General features: G+C 35.8%; 22 protein-coding genes. 3 read left to right on the top strand and 19 right to left on the bottom strand.

Annotated features, from left to right (window positions below; translation table 11 throughout):
- Window positions 1-3: 3 nt before the first annotated feature.
- From F0Q01_RS00985 to F0Q01_RS00910, 16 genes are all read right to left on the bottom strand, one after another.
- Window positions 4-576 (bottom strand): SLATT domain-containing protein, encoded by a 573-nt coding sequence (locus tag F0Q01_RS00985; protein WP_090485239.1) that lies wholly within the window; start codon window positions 574-576, stop codon window positions 4-6.
- 12 nt (window positions 577-588) lie between these two features.
- Window positions 589-1377 carry an SMODS domain-containing nucleotidyltransferase gene (locus F0Q01_RS00980; RefSeq protein ID WP_242941838.1) on the bottom strand — a complete coding sequence of 263 codons (789 nt, stop codon included), beginning with the start codon at window positions 1375-1377 and terminating at the stop codon, window positions 589-591.
- 34 nt (window positions 1378-1411) lie between these two features.
- Window positions 1412-4627, bottom strand: a complete 3216-nt coding sequence (locus F0Q01_RS00975) for a type I restriction endonuclease subunit R (protein ID WP_090485233.1) — start codon at window positions 4625-4627, stop codon at window positions 1412-1414.
- 18 nt (window positions 4628-4645) lie between these two features.
- Window positions 4646-5827, bottom strand: a complete 1182-nt coding sequence (locus F0Q01_RS00970) for a restriction endonuclease subunit S (protein ID WP_090485230.1) — start codon at window positions 5825-5827, stop codon at window positions 4646-4648.
- Entirely contained in the window at window positions 5827-7437 is a 1611-nt protein-coding gene (locus F0Q01_RS00965) for a type I restriction-modification system subunit M (protein ID WP_090485227.1), read from the bottom strand. The genes F0Q01_RS00970 and F0Q01_RS00965 overlap by 1 nt, the downstream gene beginning before the upstream one ends.
- A gap of 85 nt (window positions 7438-7522) precedes the next feature.
- Window positions 7523-8866: an HsdM family class I SAM-dependent methyltransferase gene (locus tag F0Q01_RS00960; RefSeq protein WP_090485223.1), complete on the bottom strand. Its 1344-nt coding sequence runs from the start codon at window positions 8864-8866 to the stop codon at window positions 7523-7525.
- A 1-nt stretch (window position 8867) separates the two neighbouring features.
- Entirely contained in the window at window positions 8868-9455 is a 588-nt protein-coding gene (locus F0Q01_RS00955; RefSeq protein ID WP_090485220.1) for a restriction endonuclease subunit S, read from the bottom strand.
- 264 nt (window positions 9456-9719) lie between these two features.
- Complete coding sequence (locus tag F0Q01_RS00950) at window positions 9720-10040, bottom strand: nucleotide pyrophosphohydrolase (RefSeq protein WP_090485216.1); 321 nt, start codon at window positions 10038-10040, stop codon at window positions 9720-9722.
- Between the two features lie 169 nt (window positions 10041-10209).
- On the bottom strand, window positions 10210-10965 hold the full coding sequence (locus tag F0Q01_RS00945) for a hypothetical protein (RefSeq protein ID WP_090485212.1): 756 nt from the start codon (window positions 10963-10965) through the stop codon (window positions 10210-10212).
- A gap of 100 nt (window positions 10966-11065) precedes the next feature.
- Window positions 11066-11344, bottom strand: a complete 279-nt coding sequence (locus F0Q01_RS00940) for a helix-turn-helix domain-containing protein (protein WP_330388666.1) — start codon at window positions 11342-11344, stop codon at window positions 11066-11068.
- 103 nt (window positions 11345-11447) lie between these two features.
- Window positions 11448-11627 (bottom strand): hypothetical protein, encoded by a 180-nt coding sequence (locus tag F0Q01_RS00935; protein WP_090485209.1) that lies wholly within the window; start codon window positions 11625-11627, stop codon window positions 11448-11450.
- A 39-nt stretch (window positions 11628-11666) separates the two neighbouring features.
- Window positions 11667-13004: a hypothetical protein gene (locus F0Q01_RS00930; protein ID WP_090485206.1), complete on the bottom strand. Its 1338-nt coding sequence runs from the start codon at window positions 13002-13004 to the stop codon at window positions 11667-11669.
- Window positions 13005-13021: 17 nt separating this feature from the next.
- On the bottom strand, window positions 13022-13576 hold the full coding sequence (locus F0Q01_RS00925; RefSeq protein WP_090485204.1) for a hypothetical protein: 555 nt from the start codon (window positions 13574-13576) through the stop codon (window positions 13022-13024).
- 74 nt (window positions 13577-13650) lie between these two features.
- Window positions 13651-14250 carry a hypothetical protein gene (locus tag F0Q01_RS00920; RefSeq protein WP_090485202.1) on the bottom strand — a complete coding sequence of 200 codons (600 nt, stop codon included), beginning with the start codon at window positions 14248-14250 and terminating at the stop codon, window positions 13651-13653.
- Between the two features lie 113 nt (window positions 14251-14363).
- A complete protein-coding gene (locus tag F0Q01_RS00915; RefSeq protein WP_090485199.1) occupies window positions 14364-15305 on the bottom strand; it encodes a hypothetical protein in 942 nt (313 codons plus the stop codon).
- A 286-nt stretch (window positions 15306-15591) separates the two neighbouring features.
- Entirely contained in the window at window positions 15592-16218 is a 627-nt protein-coding gene (locus F0Q01_RS00910) for an alpha/beta hydrolase-fold protein (protein WP_090485196.1), read from the bottom strand.
- 292 nt (window positions 16219-16510) lie between these two features.
- On the opposite strand from F0Q01_RS00910, the gene F0Q01_RS00905 reads away from it, so the two are divergent.
- On the top strand, window positions 16511-17473 hold the full coding sequence (locus tag F0Q01_RS00905) for a putative ABC transporter permease (protein WP_090485193.1): 963 nt from the start codon (window positions 16511-16513) through the stop codon (window positions 17471-17473).
- Between the two features lie 15 nt (window positions 17474-17488).
- Window positions 17489-18511, top strand: a complete 1023-nt coding sequence (locus tag F0Q01_RS00900; protein WP_090485190.1) for an Mbeg1-like protein — start codon at window positions 17489-17491, stop codon at window positions 18509-18511.
- Window positions 18512-18599: 88 nt separating this feature from the next.
- Here the strand turns inward: F0Q01_RS00900 and F0Q01_RS00895 are convergent, their stop codons facing one another.
- A complete protein-coding gene (locus F0Q01_RS00895) occupies window positions 18600-18776 on the bottom strand; it encodes an antitoxin VbhA family protein (RefSeq protein ID WP_205467946.1) in 177 nt (58 codons plus the stop codon).
- Window positions 18777-18980: 204 nt separating this feature from the next.
- On the opposite strand from F0Q01_RS00895, the gene F0Q01_RS00890 reads away from it, so the two are divergent.
- Window positions 18981-19607 (top strand): DUF6088 family protein, encoded by a 627-nt coding sequence (locus F0Q01_RS00890; protein ID WP_090485184.1) that lies wholly within the window; start codon window positions 18981-18983, stop codon window positions 19605-19607.
- Between the two features lie 78 nt (window positions 19608-19685).
- Here F0Q01_RS00890 and F0Q01_RS00885 read toward each other — a convergent pair whose 3' ends face one another.
- Window positions 19686-20018, bottom strand: coding sequence for a type II toxin-antitoxin system RelE/ParE family toxin (locus tag F0Q01_RS00885; RefSeq protein ID WP_090485180.1), 333 nt, complete (start codon window positions 20016-20018; stop codon window positions 19686-19688).
- The gene (locus F0Q01_RS00880) at window positions 20008-20265 is read right to left on the bottom strand and encodes a type II toxin-antitoxin system Phd/YefM family antitoxin (RefSeq protein ID WP_090487564.1); all 258 of its coding nucleotides are present in this window, start codon (window positions 20263-20265) and stop codon (window positions 20008-20010) included. Before F0Q01_RS00880 ends, F0Q01_RS00885 begins: the two co-directional genes overlap by 11 nt.
- Window positions 20266-20433: the final 168 nt, after the last annotated feature.

Below are 20433 nucleotides of genomic sequence, written 5' to 3'. Positions count from 1 at the left end.
TCATTATTTGTCATCGTCTTTTATTTTTCCCCTTAATGACTCAGGTAAAAATCTATCAATTTCTTCATCTGAAAATGTATAATCTTTTTCCACTTCTAATCTTATTTTTGCTCTCTTAACAGCTTTATTACTTGTTGATGGCGCAGATATGTATATTTCATTTGACTCACTTAATATAAGTTCATACTTCTCCTGAATTCCTTCTACAGAATTTTTCATCATATGAATCTCTGCAATGATACTAAGCATTTTATTTCTTACAACAAGGAATTTATTAGCATAGTCTTTATTTTCTTCTGCCATACTCTTTAAATCAAAACTTTTTAAATATGCCGTTATGAAAAGTGTTGAAAACGACAAAAGTATAGTTATCACCTTTACCCACAAATGATCTTGATAAAAAGTTGAAAAAACACCACAAGATGTAAGTGCTGCAGTAAAGATATTAATGCACTCAATGAATCTATACTTTTCTTTGTAAATCTCCGCCTGTTGTTCTTGTATCTTATGTGTCCAAACAATACTTGCATAGTTTTGTCTTACCAAATCTAATAGTTTTTGATATTGTTCTTTCATAAATTAGCCCCCTTAATTAGCCATATAATTTAATACTTTTCCCAAAATATCCCAGCCTTTTGTAGAATCAACTTGCAGGCCACTTCCTGGAGCTGTAAGCCCTGGAGCAAAAATGCCATACATAGAAATCTCATTGTAATGTTTGAGCAACATTTCCTCATATGTCATCTGCGATGGAACATTGCCCTCCCCATCTCTAGTAAAATGCCATCCTCCCATAGCTTCATAAACAAATGAATCTATAAGAATCCCGGACAGATGATAGCTAGAATACTTCGTATCCCTTATGTAGCGGATGTGTTTACATGTATCAAATAAAAGACCATTGGTACAGCTATTCTTTTGCTTCATAGCATTTTGCTCCGCTTTAGGCTTTGTTGTCATCCAATTACCCCCCATATGTGTGTCTGGATATCGATATGTCTCATCATAATTCCAGCCATTCTGAACTTTAAATGCTGGAAGTATCTCAAACTTCATTCCATCAGTAAATCTTACAACGACAACTTGACCATCTCCCCTGATATCAGTATTAGGGTAAGTATCACGCACTGCATTTTTAACCGCCTGAAGAAGACGTGATTGGCCATTTCCATACATACTAGAAAATCGCTCATATTCACTATTAGGCAATTGAATGAGCACATCCAAATCACTGGTATTTATTGCGGTTCCTCTTCCATATGAACCAACATAAATACTATGATCCACATCGCTGTTACTGCCCCAAAATGCTTGATTAACTGCTTTTGTTATTCTATGATACCTCGAAGATATTTGTCCTCTGGTACCTTCGTCTATTGTATACTGTCCCTTTATAACACGTGAACTAATCTTAATCCCCTCCCTCTATATCTATATCATTTATCGAATCTTCTTGGGCTGTAAAAGCCTCTCCAATATTATGGAACTTCTCAAAATATGCCTTCAGTCTTTCGATAACTCGCTCCTTCTTCTCGGATCTGTTACCGCCACCGAATCGTGATACCGGAGGAAGGATCTTATCAATGTCAGTACCGGTTGTCTTGATTTCTCCGATACGGAAAGCATACTCTATGAACCTTCTTGTCGCTTCTTCCTGTAACTTCTCCTCATCAATGATAATAATAAGCTGCTGATCTCGCTGAGCTGCAACATAGTTGTTCCATTCTGTCATAATGTCATCAACATCATTGATTCCGGCAATGAAGTTTTCGATAAGAGCTTTCTTACTTCTAAGTTCAGGACTTGCAGCAATCGCTTTCTTGATAGTAACAAGGACTTCTTTATCCTCGCAGTGGCTGTCATGATACTTCTTAACGAGCATGAGAATGTAATCAATATTGATTTCAATCTGCTTAATAAGTTCGATTTCAAATACAATATCATCATCAATACTTACTGCTGTATGTTCCTCTCTCTTACGTTTCCACTCATCGCGAAGATCCTGATACTTTCCAAGATAGTCCTGCATATCACGGTCGGAAAGAATCTCTTTTCCTGCGAACTCATCAAAAGAGCTAAGCAGGTTTCTCATTCTAAGGATTGCACCAAATAATGAGATAAATGCTTTCTGATTGGTTTCGCCTTCAATACGAGCCTCTTCCACAGGGAACTTTGTTGTAAGTTCTTCAATCATATCAACATAGCCCGGATGCGGTGTGTCATCTACTCCGGTATATCCGTAATAGTAGTCCTTAAAGCTCTGCATCAAAACGATGCCGCCTGCATCTTTATCTCCGAATAAGGAGATAGCTGAATCCACTCTCTTCTGAAGATTACGGAAGCATACAATGTTACCGAAAGTCTTAATAGAATTAAGGATTCTATTCGTTCTTGAAAAGGCTTGAATCAGTCCATGCATCTTCAAGTTCTTATCAACCCAAAGAGTATTCAACGTTGTAGCATCAAAGCCTGTAAGGAACATATTAACTACAATAAGAAGATCAATCTCCTTATTCTTCATTCTAAGAGATACGTCCTTGTAATAATTCTGGAACTTATCGCTGGATGTATCATAATTCGTATTAAACATCTTATTGTAGTCATCAATAGCAGCTTCCAAAAAGTCTCTGCTTGACTGGTCAAGTGCTGATGTATCCTCAGAATTTTCCTCGCCTAATAAACCATTATCCTCTTCTGCTTCCTCTTCATTTGCGGCAAAGCTAAAGATGGTAGCCACGCGAAGCTTCTTAGAAGGTTCCGCCTGCATCTGCTTCTTAAATTCTTCATAGTAAAGCTTTGCCATCGGAACGGAAGCAACCGCAAAAATAGAGTTAAAACCGCTAAGTCTTTGCTGCTGTTTAATCTCTTCTACGGTTCCTTGCTTTGCAGATGCAACCTCTTCAATGTTAATCAAAGAATTATAAACGTATGACTTATCACCTCTGTAGGTCTTTCTATCAAAGTTATCAAGAATATACTTTGTAACCATGGAGATTCTCTGAGGTGCCATCATTGCCTTTTCTCTGGCAATATCCCAAACCTCTTCATCTTCAATATTGTCATCAATATCCATTGTCTTTATGTAGTCAACACGGAACGGAAGAACGTTCTTATCATTGATAGCATCTACAATGGTATAAGAATGAAGCTGATCCCCAAAAGTCTGCTCTGTAGTAAAGAAAGTGCTCTTTCTTGTACTTCCGATATTTGTCGGGAAGATAGGCGTACCTGTAAATCCAAATAAATGATACTTCTTAAAGTGCTTTACAATCGCAGCATGCATATCGCCGAACTGACTGCGGTGACATTCATCAAAAATAATAACCACATGCTTGTTATAAATTTCATGCTCTTTATTCTTCTTAATGAATGTAGCAAGCTTCTGAATGGTTGTAATAATAATCTTATACTCGTGATGTACACCATTCTTATCCTTATCTTCCAACTGCCTCTGTAGAATAGATGTCTTTGTATTACTATTCGCAGTACCCTTTTCAAATCTGTCATACTCCTTCATGGTCTGATAATCTAGGTCCTTACGATCCACAACGAAAAGTACCTTATCAATGTACGGTAAATTAGATGCCAGTCTGGCAGTCTTAAATGAAGTGAGTGTCTTTCCAGAACCTGTAGTATGCCAAATATATCCACCTCCAGAAATATCTCCGTACTTATTATAGTTATTAGCTATCTCAATACGATTAAGAATACGCTCTGTCGCTGTAATCTGATATGGTCGCATAACCATAAGCATATTCTCCGAGGTAAAGATACAATACTTAGTAAGGATATTAAGAATCGTATGTCTCGCAAAGAATGTCTTTGTAAAATCAACAAGATCTGCAATTACTCTATTCTTTGAATCAGCCCAGTAAGATGTAAACTCAAAGCTATTGCTGGTTTTCCCCTTCTTCGCCTTTGCTGCATTCGCATCCTTGATAGCATTAAATCTAGTACTATTTGAGTAATACTTCGTATTGGTACCATTGGAGATAACAAATAACTGCACATACTCAAAGAGACCTGAACCGGCCCAAAAACTATCTCTCTGATATCTATTAATCTGATTAAATGCTTCTCTGATTGCAACGCCACGTCTCTTAAGCTCGACATGAACCAAAGGTAATCCATTGACAAGAATTGTTACATCATAGCGATTATCGTGTTTAGCCCCATCTGCTGTTCCGATAACATACTGATTGATAACCTGAAGGAAGTTGTTATGGATATTTTTCTTGTCAATAATGGTAATGTTCTTCGTACTGCCATCATCGCGCTTAAGAACCTGAACATTATCCTCCTGAATCTTTCTCGTTTTCTCAACGATTCCTTCATTCTGATTAGCCAGAGACTCATTGAAAAATCTTTTCCACTCAGTATCAGAAAATTGATAATCATTGAGGATTTCAAGGCGTTTTCGTAAGTTTACAATCAAATCAGATTCCTGATGAATCCTAAGATACTCGTACCCCAATCCTCCTTGGCCATTTTCCCCAGATAGTAGTTTAATAAACTCTTCTTCCAGTGCAGCTTCTGACTGGTAGCTTTCAGAGCGAGCCTTTGATGGCTCGTACTCTGTAACTACTGTATTCTCATTTGTCTGTGCAATAATGTTAAAATATGGCACAGCTAACACCCCCTCTTTTTATACTACTTCTTTAAATGTCAGCAGCTTTTCTCGATAGTATTCATATTGCTTCTGTCTAGCGTCAATCTCTTGTTCTAATTTTACAATAATTTCATTTATTCTCCCATAAAGCAACTGGAACTGTTCAATTATTCTCTCCTGTTCATCTAAAGATGGAACTGAAATATCAGTGTCTTCAATCATATAGTTATGCAAATGTTTTAATGTGACCCTACTAGGTAGTACCCAAGGCATAGACATACAAAACCAATACAAATACCGATTACTAATAATCGTTTCATCGTTACTCAACCACACTATATTACTATCCTGGAAATAAGCCTCCTCACCATCATATATTACAGCTTTCCCAACAGTTCCCGCTGTAGAAAGCATTACTTCTCCTGCTTTTGGAAGTTTTGATTTACTTTTGTAAAACTCATATACATCTCTTTCCAAATATAGATTTGCATCGCCTCCAAGTGTCCCATTTTGATAAAATGGAACATCGCCTTTAGTGACAGTTTCAGCTTTCTTTATTCTTCGACACATAGAAACCGTCACGATATCTTTTAATTTCATTTTTTTATAATGCTTATTTTCTTTTAATAATTGAGTTTTATAATATTCGTACTGTTTTTTACGAGCTGCAAGCTCTGTCGTGAGTTCAGCTATCAAGTCTGTGTTAAGTGTTGTGAAAGTGTCCAACACACATCCTATCTCTCGCTGAACCTCTATAGGAGGCACTGGGATTTTAATAGACTTTATGTCTTTAGCAAGTAAATGTTTTACAGTTCCACTATTCTTTGATTTTTCTATTTTTTTCATAAGAGGTTTCAAAACATGTACCAAATATCCGTCAAATAATTCTGTTTCATCTTTAGAATAAATCTTACATACTCGCTGACATAAAACAGCTTTATCCCCCTTCCAAACAGCAGTATGGAAGTTTCCATCCATACCAACAAGCAAATCACCTGCGGAAATAATATATTCGTTCGGCACTGTCTCGATAGTATATGTATCTGTAATTCCATCCAAAACATTCCTTATTCGTATTAAAGGCATACCCTTTCCTTCTGTATTAAATAACTTAGCATCGCAAGGATATCCATACAACACATTTGCAACATCCAATAGTGGCAAATACTTAACGCCATCTGGACATATATTTTTTATTAATTCATTTACTTTACTCATTAACCCACCTCAATATCCGCTATTATTTCATTAATATCTGCTCGTAGTTCATCTGCTCGCTTTACCACTTCTGCAATAGTCGCGTTAAGTTTAACTATATCTATCTTTTCTTCTGTATCCTCCATCTCAACATAAGTAGATACTGATAAATTATAATCATTTTCTACGACTTCATCATAGCTTGCTAAATGGGAAAAATATTTTATGTCCTCCCTTGAAGTGAACGTATCAATTATCGTCTGGATATTCTCCTGTGTAAGCTTGTTGTTATTTGTTACCTTGATACATTCGTTAGTGGCATCTATGAAAAGAGTTTTATTGTCAGTTTTGCCACGTTTCATAACCATAATGCAAGTTGCTATCGATGTGCCAAAGAACAAGTTGCTAGGAAGCTGTATCACACAATCAATATAGTTATTATCTACAAGGTACTTTCTTATTTTCTGTTCTGCGCCACCTCTATACATAATACCTGGGAAACATACGATAGCTGCTGTACCATTATTTGCAAGCCAACTAAGGGAATGCATAATAAATGCCATGTCGGCTTTACTCTTAGGTGCTAATACACCTGCTGGAGAAAAACGAGGGTCATTGATGAGCAAGGGATTCTCGTCACCTTCCCACTTAATTGAATATGGCGGATTAGAAACAATTAGTTCAAATGGCTCATCATCCCAATGTTGAGGAGCTGTAAGTGTATCTTCGCAAGCGATATTAAACTTATCAAAACCTACATCATGAAGAAACATGTTAATTCTACAAAGATTGTATGTCGTAATGTTTATTTCCTGTCCAAAGAATCCATTACGTACCTTATCTTTCCCAAGAATCTTCTCAGCTTTTAGAAGCAGAGAGCCTGATCCGCATGCAGGATCATAAACCTTATTAACCTCTGTTTTACCTACAGTTCCCAGTCTGGTAAGAACTTCGGACACATCCGCTGGGGTAAAGAACTCTCCACCGCTCTTACCAGCGTTAGAAGCATACATAGTCATCAGATACTCATATGCATCGCCAAATGCATCAATATCGTGATTCTTCACATCACCGAGATTCATCTCAGCTACACCCTTAAGCAGCTTTGCAAGTTTCTCATTTCTCTTTGCTACCGTCGCTCCAAGCTTATTGCTGTTTACATCAAAGTCATCAAACAAGCCTTCAAAATCGCTTTGAGACTCACTTCCCTTTGCAGAATCTTCAATATGTGTAAATACCAATTCCAGCAATTCATTGAGATTATCTTTAGTACTTACTAGCTTACCGTCTTTATTCTTAAATGTAGCTTTGTCACTATCGCAATTTTCTACAATATTACAAAACAATTCACTTGGAAGTATAAAAAAACCTTTCTCTTGAACTAAATCCTTTCTTGCAGTCTCTGCCTCATCATCAGACATCCTAGCATAATCAAATCCAGTATTTCCTGCCTTTTCCTCGCCTTCATTTACATAGTTTGTAAGGTTCTCTGAAACGTATCTGTAGAACATTGTGCCGAGAACATAGTTCTTGAAATCCCATCCGTCTACAGCTCCTCTTAATTCATCTGCAATCGCCCAAATAGCGCGATGTAATTCATCTCTTTCCTGTTCTTTCTTTGTATCAATCATTTTATTATCTCCAATCTTGAATATAGCATTTTTACTCTAATTATCTATTTATCATTGTAATAGTTATGGTGTCCCAAAATACGGACTATACAAACAATTTTAAGCTATTACTTCTTGCATTTAACTCTTCTAACCTATTGTAGAGCTGAATTAAATCGTCATTAATTTCTGATAAAGGTCTTGATTCGACCTCATCATCAGTATTAATGTACCTTGAGATGGACCAATCTCCTGTTTCAAGAACTTGGGCATTTGAAACTTTGAATGATATCTTGTCTATCTCTTTTTTCTCCTCAAGTATTTCCTGTAATAACTTTTTATTATCTTCAGTTATATAAGCATCATTTCTTCGTTCTCTCTGAACAAGATTAGATGCATCTACAAATAATACATCTTTATTATTTCGTTCAAAAACTAACATTGCTGTATTAATAGTTGTGCTATTATAAACAGGCGGCAATGATACTACTTCTTTAAGTAGACCTTCTTTTATAAGATTCCTTCGAAATGTGCTTAAAGCTTTTGATTGTCTAAAAAGTATGCCTTGAGGCACAATAACAACAAATCTACCAGTGTCTTTCATCGCATCAAGAGCACTTGCCATAAACAAGCATTCCATTTCTCTACACGAATCTGTATCCATCCATTTTTGCACCCGCATTAACTGGTTATTCGACAATTCAGACATTGTTTTCATCCCAAACGGTATATCCATAACAATTTTATCTACTTCATATACTGGAGGCATAGATGTAAAATCTTCTGGTGTTGTATCAAAGTCTGCTCCGTTAAGAATCAAATACAGTGTTGCGACTTGGATAGAATCATTATTTATATCAACACCATAAAGTTTTACATCTTTTCTGTTTTTAATACATTTTGCAGCTGAATAGCCATATCCAATCGAGCCATCTAATACACTTTCACCATCCTGAACATTAGCAGCAACACATAGCAAATCAGATACCGCATTACTAGAGGCTAATTCGCCAATCATTTTGCCACCTTCCCTTGATGCTAAATTAATCAATCTTTCAGCATATAAAGAATACCCAGCATCCGAAATAATATTTGCGGTTTCAGCTACAACTTTGATGAACGCCTTCTTCCAAGCCTCTTCTTCTGAACGAAACGAAGATAATACATCTGATAATAATCCTGGTTTAACATTATAAGTTTCTTCTAATACCACAGAAGCTGACTTAATCACTTCAATATCTTCAATAGAAACAGGCCTATATAAAACTTTAGTTAACTCTACAATTGTAGACATATACTTCGGATTAACACATGCATTTTCTTCAATCATTTTTCTTAAGCACATAATATATAATGTGCATCCAACATATTTCGACATTTCCATTCCAGCATTACGCCAAATACTTGCTACGTTCCAGCAATATTTATCAATATTTACATAGTTATCCATATTAGTTACCTCCTAAGACAGCATCCAATTTTTCTTTTTCAAGAGCAATAATTTGTTCCATAACAGATTCCTTTTCACAAATTGTCTTGTAAAACAACGCAATCTGTTCTTGCTCCCCTTCTTCTGGAAGATTCACTTTGACATCTTTCACTTTTCCAATAGTTAACAGTGGAACTGATGCTCCACTAACCATATTCATTACTTGCCTCATATATACCCCAGAGTTGCAAAATGCTGCCAAAAATTCTGAGGAAACGTTCTTACCTGTATTTCTGATAATAATACAGAAAGAAGTAATCAAAAGTCCCTCATCTTCTTTTGACACAATCGCCGCATCATACGGTGAGGAAAGCTTTACAACTATATCTCCTTCTTTTGTAAGCTTCTTTTCATCAAACTCTGTTTTGTAATTAACCTCATATAGCTCTTCGTGAGCTATACTTCCTGATTTGATTGCTTTTGGTGGTATAACCTTTACTGTTCCAATAGCTATTTCTTCTTTTTTACCATTTGCCTCTATTCTTGATGTAATCTGACCACCAATAAATGAAATCCCTTTTATTTTACTTAGCTCAATACGTTTATTCATTATTATATCCTCCATTTAGTTGATATATTTTTTAATGTTCAAAACCGATTTGTAAAAGAAATGGCACGGTACCAGTGCCTCTTCCTTTTTTGATGATATCATAGTATCACATACTTATCTATATGTCAATAACATTCTGAAAAAAATCGCATATTTGCTGATATATTTTATTATGTTCACTTGTAAAAATAGATTTTCATACTTAGAAATTTTTTCACTTTCATTCTTTGATATCAACAGTCAATTTACAGGCCAAAGCCATTTTTACAGCTTATCGTACTTATCCGCCTTGCCCCTAGCCTTCTCAACCGGGTACTTGGCCTCGTTCTTAGCCATCTTTGCATTTACGATATCGTCTTCATCTAGGCCTAGCTTATCTAGCATATTTCTACAATACACAAGCACATCCGCCAGTTCTTCCTTAACATTGTTGATATCATAGTTCTCATCACTCCACTGGAAGCACTCTAGTAGCTCGTTTGCCTCAATAGAAATTGACTTTGCAAGGTTGGCTGGTGTGTGGAACTGGTCCCAGTCTCGATCTAGTGTCATTCTTCTTATACGTTCTATAGTTTCCGGTGTCATAACATCCCCCTTTTTCCTTCTTATCTAACAGTTTTAGTGTACCACAGCAGCTCACTTTATAGCATAATAAGTTTCATCAACTTTGCCATAAATCAATCCAAACAACTACATATATAAAAGATTTTACCTCAACAAAAAAGACAGCTGACGCTGTCTTTTTAATATCACATTACAAATCAATAGCTGTATTAATCCAAAAGTTTTTTCTTTTTGATGATGATAAGTCATAAATCAAATTTTCTATATACTCTTTACCTATTTTTTCATAATCCTCCAAAATAAGATTTTCAAAATTTGAGCCATAAGAGATTAAACTATTGATTGCTCGTCTGAATGGATAATATTTCTTATCTTCAGGGATACCTCCACTAATTACATATAATGGTATCAGGGATACGCAGACTTCTAAACTTTGGTTATAGAATTTTACTCGATCCTCTTCTGTCCTTTCTTTCCTGCCCCCAAGACAAAGGGCTCCTTCTGTAAGTCTTTCAAATAAATTAGCATATAATTCTTCAAAATTTGTTTCTAATACATCCATTGTTTCAGGATAATTTATATTGGCTTCACTATATGCTGAAAGCTCATCTAGCAAACTATATCCAAAATGTGCTAATGTTCGAGAATTCATTACACTGTCTGATATAGTACTCCCAGCCAGTCTCCTATTTCTCACATGAACAAATTCATGATAAATTGAATTGTAGATGCTTATTATTTGACTCTCATTTAATTCTTCCAAATTATACTTCGCAGTACCGATTATAATTTCCTCTTTTCCACCACTAGAACGCATACTACTATCTTTTTTCTTTTCATTAAAGTAAACTTTTACATTTCCTTTTATTTGTAATTCATTTTTTATTTTTTTTATTGCAAGATTTGTATCAAAACCCTTTTTAATCCTTTTAAATTTTAAATTCATAGGTCATGTCTCCTTTAATCAGTCTGTTAATTATGTCTTTTCCACCAGGTAGAATTTTTCTAGCAACCTACAAGATATGTGCACATGTGTCTTAATTATTCTAATGGTCAAATGCCCCCCGTCTCTTTTCATTAAGAACCTTATAAGCAATCAACCGAAGAACATACTCCGGCATAACACGACGACCAAGCTCCCACTCCTGCATCGTTCTATACGGAATACCAAGCCAATCAGAAAAATCCTTTCTGTTCATTCCAGATTGCTCTCTGATCATCAAAAAAGCATACGCCATCTTACGACGATTTGCTTCTGTATCATCCTTAGATATTCTTTCGACCTCAATTTCAAATCCTTCCACGTTATAAATCTCAGTTTGCATAGACACTCTCCTTTGTTCATGTAGTCATTGCGTATATCATATTGCCATTATAATGTAGTCAATGACTATACGTCAAGAAAAAAACAGATTTACCTCTTAAACCTTAGAATGTTCCATTTTTCTTAGCTTCAAGCATGAGAGCTTCTACTTCTTTTGCCCGTTCCCTCAATTTTGAATCATCAGGCTTTGGGGTGTTCAATATTGTTTCTAAGATTGAACGTCCAATTCTACCATGAAGAGCTCCCATATTTGGCTTAATATAATTAATCTGCTTGTTACGCATAACCACCACTCTTTTTTTAATAATTCACTGCTCTATTACTCATTTGTCTAATACAAATTGTGAAGGTTTGTCAAAAAAACATGTTTTAATGCCTTTAAATAGCTTCCTTATGAGAGATTGTTTTGTTTGCAAATTAGCATTTTCTTTCTGTAATCTATCTATAGTTTCACTATTATGTTCCAATTGTTTATTTAGCGTTTCTATACTCAAATCCTTTTCTTCTAATTGTTTTGTTAGGGCCTTTTTGTCATTTACTAAACTATCATGCATATTATACCTATTCTTAAGATCATTGTATTTATCAATTGGAACTTTGAGACACATATGAGTTCTACAAATAACATCTGCTGCAGTGTTTTGTTCTCGTGGTATTAACTGGACAGTCACAGACTCAAAAAGCTCTGCTATTCGCATATTACTATTTTCCTTTTGCCAAGTCTGCATAGCACTTGAGTTATCAGTAAAAATCTTTATATTACCCTTAAAGTTATAATCAAAAGCAGCTATCATCATGACTTTCCCTATTGCTGTTTTTGTTATCCTCTCGGTATGCTGCATCTCTGGAACATATTCTACTCCTGAAGAAATCGTAATAGATGGTGTAATTTGTGACTCGTCTTCTAACAGCCCTCTGCATATTATGTAACTATAGCTTCCTGCCTTTCCTGGAATACCATTTTCATTCCAAGCTACTGGATGAATTGATTCATCTATAAAAATTGTTCTATAAGAATCATTTAGCTTGATTCGGTCTTCTTCATCCTTGATACATTTACATGGCTCAAGCCCTAAATTATTAATAACTGCACGGGTTGCAGGCTTCAAATGCTTACCCTTACAGTATGGACAATCCTGTTTATGGTATTTTCTGCCAGTATCAGTAATAAATAAAACGATTGTTTTACCTACAGACGTAAAATTTTCATTTAGTATTTTCCTTATCACCTGAACAGCTGTAAAATCAAGCAACTGCCTATAATAATTATTCCCCTCGAAAAGAGAAGCAATATCCAAGCGTTCGCCACTTAGTTCTTGAGTCCTAAAATTAGAAACCATTGTGGATTCATTCCTTGCAATAGAATGAACAAGCTGATCCATTTTTTTGTCAAGAAAAGCTGATACCAACTCCGGTCGGCGCTTTTTAATTGTTGCGTAGTTTAAAAATAATGATTTCGCTTTTTCTAAATATCTATTGATTTCAGCTTGTGGTAAGTTCATTTCATCTAAGTATAGAAGAAGAGTTGGAATTCTATTTAAAATAACCCTTAACTGTTCAGTAGTGTTAGCCTTAGTTTTGCCTTTCTTTTTCGTTTCTTTAGCTGACTCTGCCAATTTAATATATAAGTCATACAGAATATCTTCATCAGCTCTTGCCATAAAAAGACCTCCTAGCCTTATTTATTTAGTTTCCCATCTGCATCATCCTCCTGATCAATAGGTACTCTTTGCATAGAAAGTATTGAACCAACTAAAAAATAAGCGATTCGATTATGCATGTCTTCATCATCAAAGCAATGTATCATTTCATTCAATGCGAAAAAAAGTGATGTGGAAAGAGATGGCCTTACTACAAACATCCAATAAGCGCCACCGACTCTCATAACCTCAGCTGCTTCAATAGTCAATTTTTTAAGGTTGTCGTTTTGAATCGACTCATAAATAAGCACAGTCTTTATTGCACTAGCTTCCTTATTTGCTTTGTTACAAAGCTCCTCCATAGCTTCGCGGTTATACTCAGAATTTGCTAATGAATCTAATTCTTCCAACATCTTGATAGCTATGTTTACAGCTTTTGCTAATTCCTGATTGCTAACTTCAACAAGGAAATCTCCGCCTACGAATGGCACTTTATACGTACTATCTCCATTTTCGGATGTTTTTATTTTTATATTCTTAAGCTTAGAACACAATACTTGCTCCAGTTCATTCTTTTCTTCAACTGTTATCATTGTTACCCCCATTTTTGATATGCATGTTATGGTGCAAAAGCCCTAAAGTTAAGAAATACATTAGAGCTTTTGAATTATGATTCTTCAAATAATAAATTATCGATATCTTTTTTTAATTCTTCACTTAATTTTACACTTAGGATTTTGTGCTTATAGATGCATTTTTCGACGGCCTTATATTTTTTAATTATATTTTCCACAGTATCGAAACGAATAATATTCATTTCTCGTACACAATCTACAATTTTTTGAGGGGATCTGGAAAGCGTTCCAGCCTCCCATCCATATAGATTAATCTCAACATCATGGCCATTGTTTGACATTATTTGCCCTTCAAATTCGCTTGTTTCAATACCAAATCGCTTCATAATTGCCAACGCATTTATTCGACGAACATATATATTTAATATACAATGGAATAGCAATCGCTCCTTAACACTGCATCCGTTCTTTTTTGAATAACTCAGATTTTTTATAAACCCACTGGGTAGCATTATTTCGGTTATATTGGTTATTTGGGGTATTGAATCCCATTCTTCATATTCGTCGACTCGGTGTATCATATTATATATGCTAGTTTCCGACACGTTAAGGTCGTAAGCAATATCTCCAACTGATTCGTTGTTGTTGTAGCGTTCATGCGCGATATAAGCTCGTTCGTCAGGTTTTTTCATTTTCATTCCTCCTTTTAAGGGGAATTATATAATTATTTGATTTTGGTTTCCTCAAGCGTTTTTTTCACTTCTGCACGTATTTCAACTTATATTATGGAATTTTAGTAAAACAATTAATAATCTATAAAATACAAATATCCTTGCTTCAAAAGCTCTAATAATATGTTTATTATATTTTCTTTATCTCTATCAATCTCAACTGAAAAATCTTTTTGCATAATTTCAAAGTAATTATCGATTCTTTCAAATTCCATGCTATACGGATCAAGTATTAAAGCTCGTGATATAATATTTTTTAGGTTACTTCTTCTAAATGCAATTTTTAAAGATGTTAGCTCTTGCTCTGTATAATCATGAATATACCAATATCCATCACCACACTTTAATGGATTATATAAATTAATTCGAAAGAAATAAGGACGATATATTTTAAATTCTTCTTCTGTTATTTTGATTTTTTCTTTTTGCTCCCTTGATACCTTCCAATACATAAGAATAATCATCATCTTAACATTAATATTTTCAACTTGTTCTATCATTTGTTTGATTGGATCATTAACAAATATAGGTGTATTCATTAAACATGTCGTGATAATGAAATTCTCATAATCTATTTCAATTGTTACGCTTCCATCGGTATTATACTCACGAGACTTTATGTATGATGCTTTATCAAATTCTTTTCTTATATTTTCGATTTGAATTATTTTATCTTCCACTATTTCTGGTATTGTGGCATCAAAGTATGATTCTATTTTTGTTTTTGCTTTGTTGATACCTTTAACCTTTTGCTTAGTAGATAAGTGACAAACCTGTCCTTCACTCATTAATGAGTGCACTAATGAATTATAGACGCAGTTCCTATAGTAATCGTATATTGTCTGGCCACACATTTTAGAGTACGATTGGCGTATGTAGTTTTCGCTGTAGTAATTTATTCCATAGTTTTCGAGTTTGATTTTATCCCATGCTTTAGAATAGTCATTTTTATCTGAACATTCTTTTACCTTCGTCTCGACAAATTTTTGTACTGCCTTCACTTCTTCATATTTCATAGATTTTACCTCCATTTTATTTAATTAAATCATACAAAACGGTCCAAATGTGATTATTGTAATTGCCGAACTCTCTTCAACCATGACTTACTATTGATCATGTGACAAATTACTCTTTTTCATCACGTTCTTTACCCATGGAGCAACTGCAACTTCTTCATTTACATTTATGATTCTCAATCTGTTATTCAAATCCTATCCTCCTTTCCTGTAACTACCTATATCGATACTAGGACAAAAAAATAAGGTGCTCCTATATAGGTGCACCATACAGACAAAGTGTCAATTATTTTTTATTCATAACCCAAACAACCCCCTTTGCCGTTCTTATATCTGCGTCCTTAAAATGATTGCCCTCATTCCATTCTAGGATACAGTTCACATCCTGCTCTTTTAGCAGTGCGTATGCTTTTCGTATTTTGTCTCCCACAGTTGCCATAACAGGATTACGGGCTTTTTCTTCCTTATCTCCTAGACTCAGATAGACGGTATCTGTTTTGATTTTATTTTGTGCCATATACTCATCAAAATCTGGGAACCACATAGATGGAGATGCTGCTGCAACCCCGCTAAACACATCTGTCTCATATGCTGCCCACAGGGCAAATAGTCCCGCCAGTGAATAGCCACCTATATAGTAAGTCTTGCTTTTATCTACGCATAGTTTCAGCACTTCTTCCAGAGTTTTTGTGGCCCCCTCACCGAAGCCTTCCTTGCCAAACACTGCCGGTGCTTTCCATGGAGACAAGTCACTATTCCAATCATCTATTTTCACAGCCTTCAGGCAAATGCTTTTACCTGAGTTTCTTACGATTTTGACATACTCATTTTCTATGCCTTCTAGGTCGTGGTCATCCACAGGCTGAATCAGTACAATATCCGATTGCGGATTTCCAAATTCCAATATTTCCATTACTTTATTTCCCTCTGATTTCCAGTATCTATTATATTTTATCGTACATGCGAATTAAACGCATCAAAAAAGACTGCCCTCGGCAGTCCCCCATCGGCGGAGCCGATTTCCAATCCCTCCTTGCTCGCGTAGCGAGTGGTCTGTGGAGCTCGGGCAGACCTGCGAGTGGAACGAGCTGCTAGGAATGGTCCCATAATTATTAATTACAGATTTTTCATATATATCTTGTATATTACTGGTAATAAGAGCCTATAATAAAAGCTATATAAAAGCATCTATAGGAGGGAGATATATGGATTTCACTATTAATCTGATATTGGTATTCTTCGTATTTTCTTTTGTGGGATGGTGTATTGAGGTAACACTGAAATATCGCCAGTTTGGTCGTTTTATAAATCGAGGTTTTCTAATTGGGCCATGGCTTCCTATTTATGGATGTGGAGCTGCACTGATAACTCTCACGGTAGCAGGACTCACACCAGTGGAGAGAGGCATAGGAACCACCTTTGCTATATCCTTGATTGTATGTGGCTTGATTGAGTACCTGGCCAGCTATTTTATGGAGAAAAAGTTCCATGCCAGATGGTGGGATTATAGTCAAAAGCCAATGAACCTAAACGGCAGAGTCTGGATTGGTAACTTGATACTATTTGGAATAGGTGGGGTTGCCATTATACATATTGTTAATCCGATTTTATATGGGCTTTTCGACAGTCTAAGTCTAGTAAGTAGGGAGATTATTGCCGGTTGTCTTTCTGTTATTTTTCTTGCTGACTACAGCGTTTCTCATTTTGTATTAAAGCTTGTGAAAATCGGAGTTGAATCCAGTGAGGCTGATAATACAGAAGCCATAAGCAAGGATGTGAAATTATTACTCAGTGACAGATCTATTTTTTATCGAAGATTTGCCAATGCCTATCCTGACGTAATCTATCGTACTGAAAAGGTCAAGGCCAGAATGGAAGAAATCCGTTTGGAGACTGAGAAGTTTCGCTTAGAAGCTGAAAAGCGTCTAGATGAGCTGAATCAGCAGTATGAAAAGAACAAAGCTGAGTGGGATGCAAGTATTAGGGCCGGAAAAGAGCAGTTGAGGGAGACCCTAGAGCCGACAGGCTTCATAAAGAGCAATTTGATAGAGAAGCAAAATCAGCTTATTAGTTTACTGTATGATGAAAGTACGGCAACAGCTCCCGCAAAGACCCTGATGTCTGAAATCGAACATGAGCGTTTGCGACTGGAAAAACGCAGTTGGTAAGTTGGAGGATAGATAATGGCTACAATCAAAGATTATATTACTTGGCGTGGTGATTTGGAATTTTGGCAGGATGGCTTCAATGTGGTGGATAATCTGGTGCTTTCTTGTATTTCCTATGTTGAGATGGATAGGATTTTTTCTGGTGATGCATCTGAGGTCATGAGTATAAAAGAGGTTAGCGATATCTATTTTGACAGGATTTTTGACGAAAAGAGCTTTCGTGACGGTTCCATATTAAAGGATGCTCCAATCACATTAAAAGCTATCGCCCAGACAAACCGTTACAAGGACGTTAAAATCAGGAATTATATTAACTTGATAGATACCTCCCGGACTCTTCAGTTTGCAGCTATGGAATTTTTGCTTCCTGATGGCTCAAGCTATATTTGCTTCAGAGGGACTGACGATACTGTTGTGGGCTGGAAGGAAGATTTTATGCTTGCAATCAAAGAAACTGAAGCTGAAAAAGAGGCATTAGCCTATATTAATCGAATTGCGAAAGATAATAATCGCCTGCTTCGTGTTGGTGGACATTCTAAGGGTGGGCATCTTGCGGTATTTGCCGCAGCTAAATGTAATAAAGCAATCCAGCAGAGGATAATTACAGTATACAGCAACGACGGCCCTGGCTTCATGGAAAAGGTGGCTTCTAGCAAGGCTATTAAAGACATACTCCATAAGATAATAAGCATTGTACCTGAAGAGACCATTGTGGGACTTCTAATGACACCTGTATGTGAACCTATAGTTGTTAAAAGTACTTCTGTGGCTGTTTTACAGCACAATATCGCCACCTGGTGTGTAGAAGGTAATTCACTGATCACAGCGGAAAACATTTCAAAGGCTGCTCAAATGGCTGATAAATGGATAAAAGATAATACTAGTAAGATGTCTGAGGCTGAGATGGATGCATTTGTTGAAGAAATCTTTTCAGTCTTCGAAGCGGCAGGCGCCTTGACCCTTACCGAATTCAAAAAAGGAGGTTTGAAATCTTTAAAAGCAATTTCGCAGACAGTGAAGGCAAGTAAAAAGAATTAATACATGTCTAAAAAAAAGCCATATCCGAAGATATGACCAAATATACAAAAGAAAAAAACTCTGGGCCCTTGAAGTACCAATATTTCTTCTAATAATTGTTTCGTACTTTCATCTTATATTTCTTATCCAAAAAACGCTTGGCATCGTCCATTGTGATTTCTCCGCGTTTTTCTTTTTCTATATATTCTTTAAACGCTGCTGTTGGCTCTAGACCAGCAACTTTAATCATACCAATAGCGTAATCCCATGCTTCTGCGTTAGTCATAGATATCGCCTCCTTCTTGAATTTATTGTATCATATCTTTAGCTTTTTTATATGGCCTAAAGGCTTTAAGTAATTACCCAAAATATAAGTGCCTGACTCCATTGCATTTTTGATATGCACTTTTCTTTGACAAATTCGCAATCCATGTTAAAATAAGCTTAACAGATTATGTTTTACTATATATTTCGTTAAGGTGGTGATGATATGATATACAACTACATAAAAGACAACTATAAGGAAGGTGAGCCAATTTTCTTCTCAGATATATACGATGGCACCATTTCTAAATCTGCTCTTACCCAGCAGCTCACAACACTATGCAAAAAAGGCTTGCTTGTTAAGTATGATAATGGCATTTACTACATGCCTAAGAAAACCAGACTTAAATCAGCAGTTGGGCCAACAGCGGATACAGTTGCGAAATACAGGTTTATAGTCAAGAATGGCAAGATTGATGGCTTTTATACTGGAAATACATTTGCAAATCAGATTGGTATCTCTACTCAGGTTCCTCACGTAGTTGAGATAGTAAGTAATAATACCAACTCTGCTCCAAGGGATGTCATCATAGGCAACAGAAAATTTAAAGTGAAGAAGCCACTTACAACTGTCACCAACGATAATGTTTATATATTACAAATGCTGTACCTACTGTCTGATTTAGACTCATATTTAGATTATGATTATGAGGAAGCCAGACAATGCTTTTCGAAATTTATTGAATCACATAACATAAAAAGAAGCGATGTGGATGAATATATAAGGAAATTTCCGCTCACAGTATTCAAATTTTATTATGAATTGAGGTTAGACAATGTACTTGCACAATGATAAAGAATTATTTGGCGATATTATCGCCCTTACTGCAGAACAAAATAAGGCGCACCAACATTGGTGCGCCTTGCAACACTATTTAAAATCCTTTACTATTTGTCCCTGATTTCGCTTTCCATAAACTAACCTTAAAATTACAATTCTATTATTCTCATCATCTATAAAGTAGTAGACTATATAATTTCCTACTAAAAAACGCCTCACATCATCACGTCTTAGAAATTCATTTTCTACAAGTCTACCATTTTTAGGGTTCTTACAGATATCTTCAAGCTTTTCTTCCAATTCGTCAGCAAAGCTTATAGCAGCCTCAGGATTTGACAGTTCTTCTTGTATATATGAAATTACCTCATCAACATCATACGCAGCTATCTCGGTAAGAGCATAGTTATATTTTTTAAATGCCATGCTTACTCCTCAATTTCGCAAGTGTTTTTGGTCCGTCAACTAGTCTTCCAGCTTCATAATCAGCAATACCTTTATTAACTTGAGTAGCCTCGTCGATTCTTCGCATAGTACGCTCGTAATATTCAATATCCATTACGACTAACTTACCATATCCATTTTTTGTGACAAATACTGGCTCATTAGATTCAGAGCATCTACGCTCTATTTCTACAGTATTTTTTAAATCTCTCATTGGAACAATCTGCATATAAAAGCTCCTTTCTGTGACTAAATTATACACCGAATTTAGCCACAATACAATATTTCCCATCGGCGAAGCCGATTTCCAATCCCTCCTTGCTCGCGCCAGCGAGTGGTCTGTGGAGCTCGGGCAGACCTGCGAGTGGAACGAGCTGCTAGGAATGGTCCCATAAAA

It is taken from the genome of Pseudobutyrivibrio xylanivorans (genome assembly GCF_010906925.1).
GTDB lineage: Bacteria > Bacillota > Clostridia > Lachnospirales > Lachnospiraceae > Pseudobutyrivibrio.
Note: the sequence above shows the minus strand (reverse complement) of the source record. Positions and strands in the feature narration are given on the sequence as shown.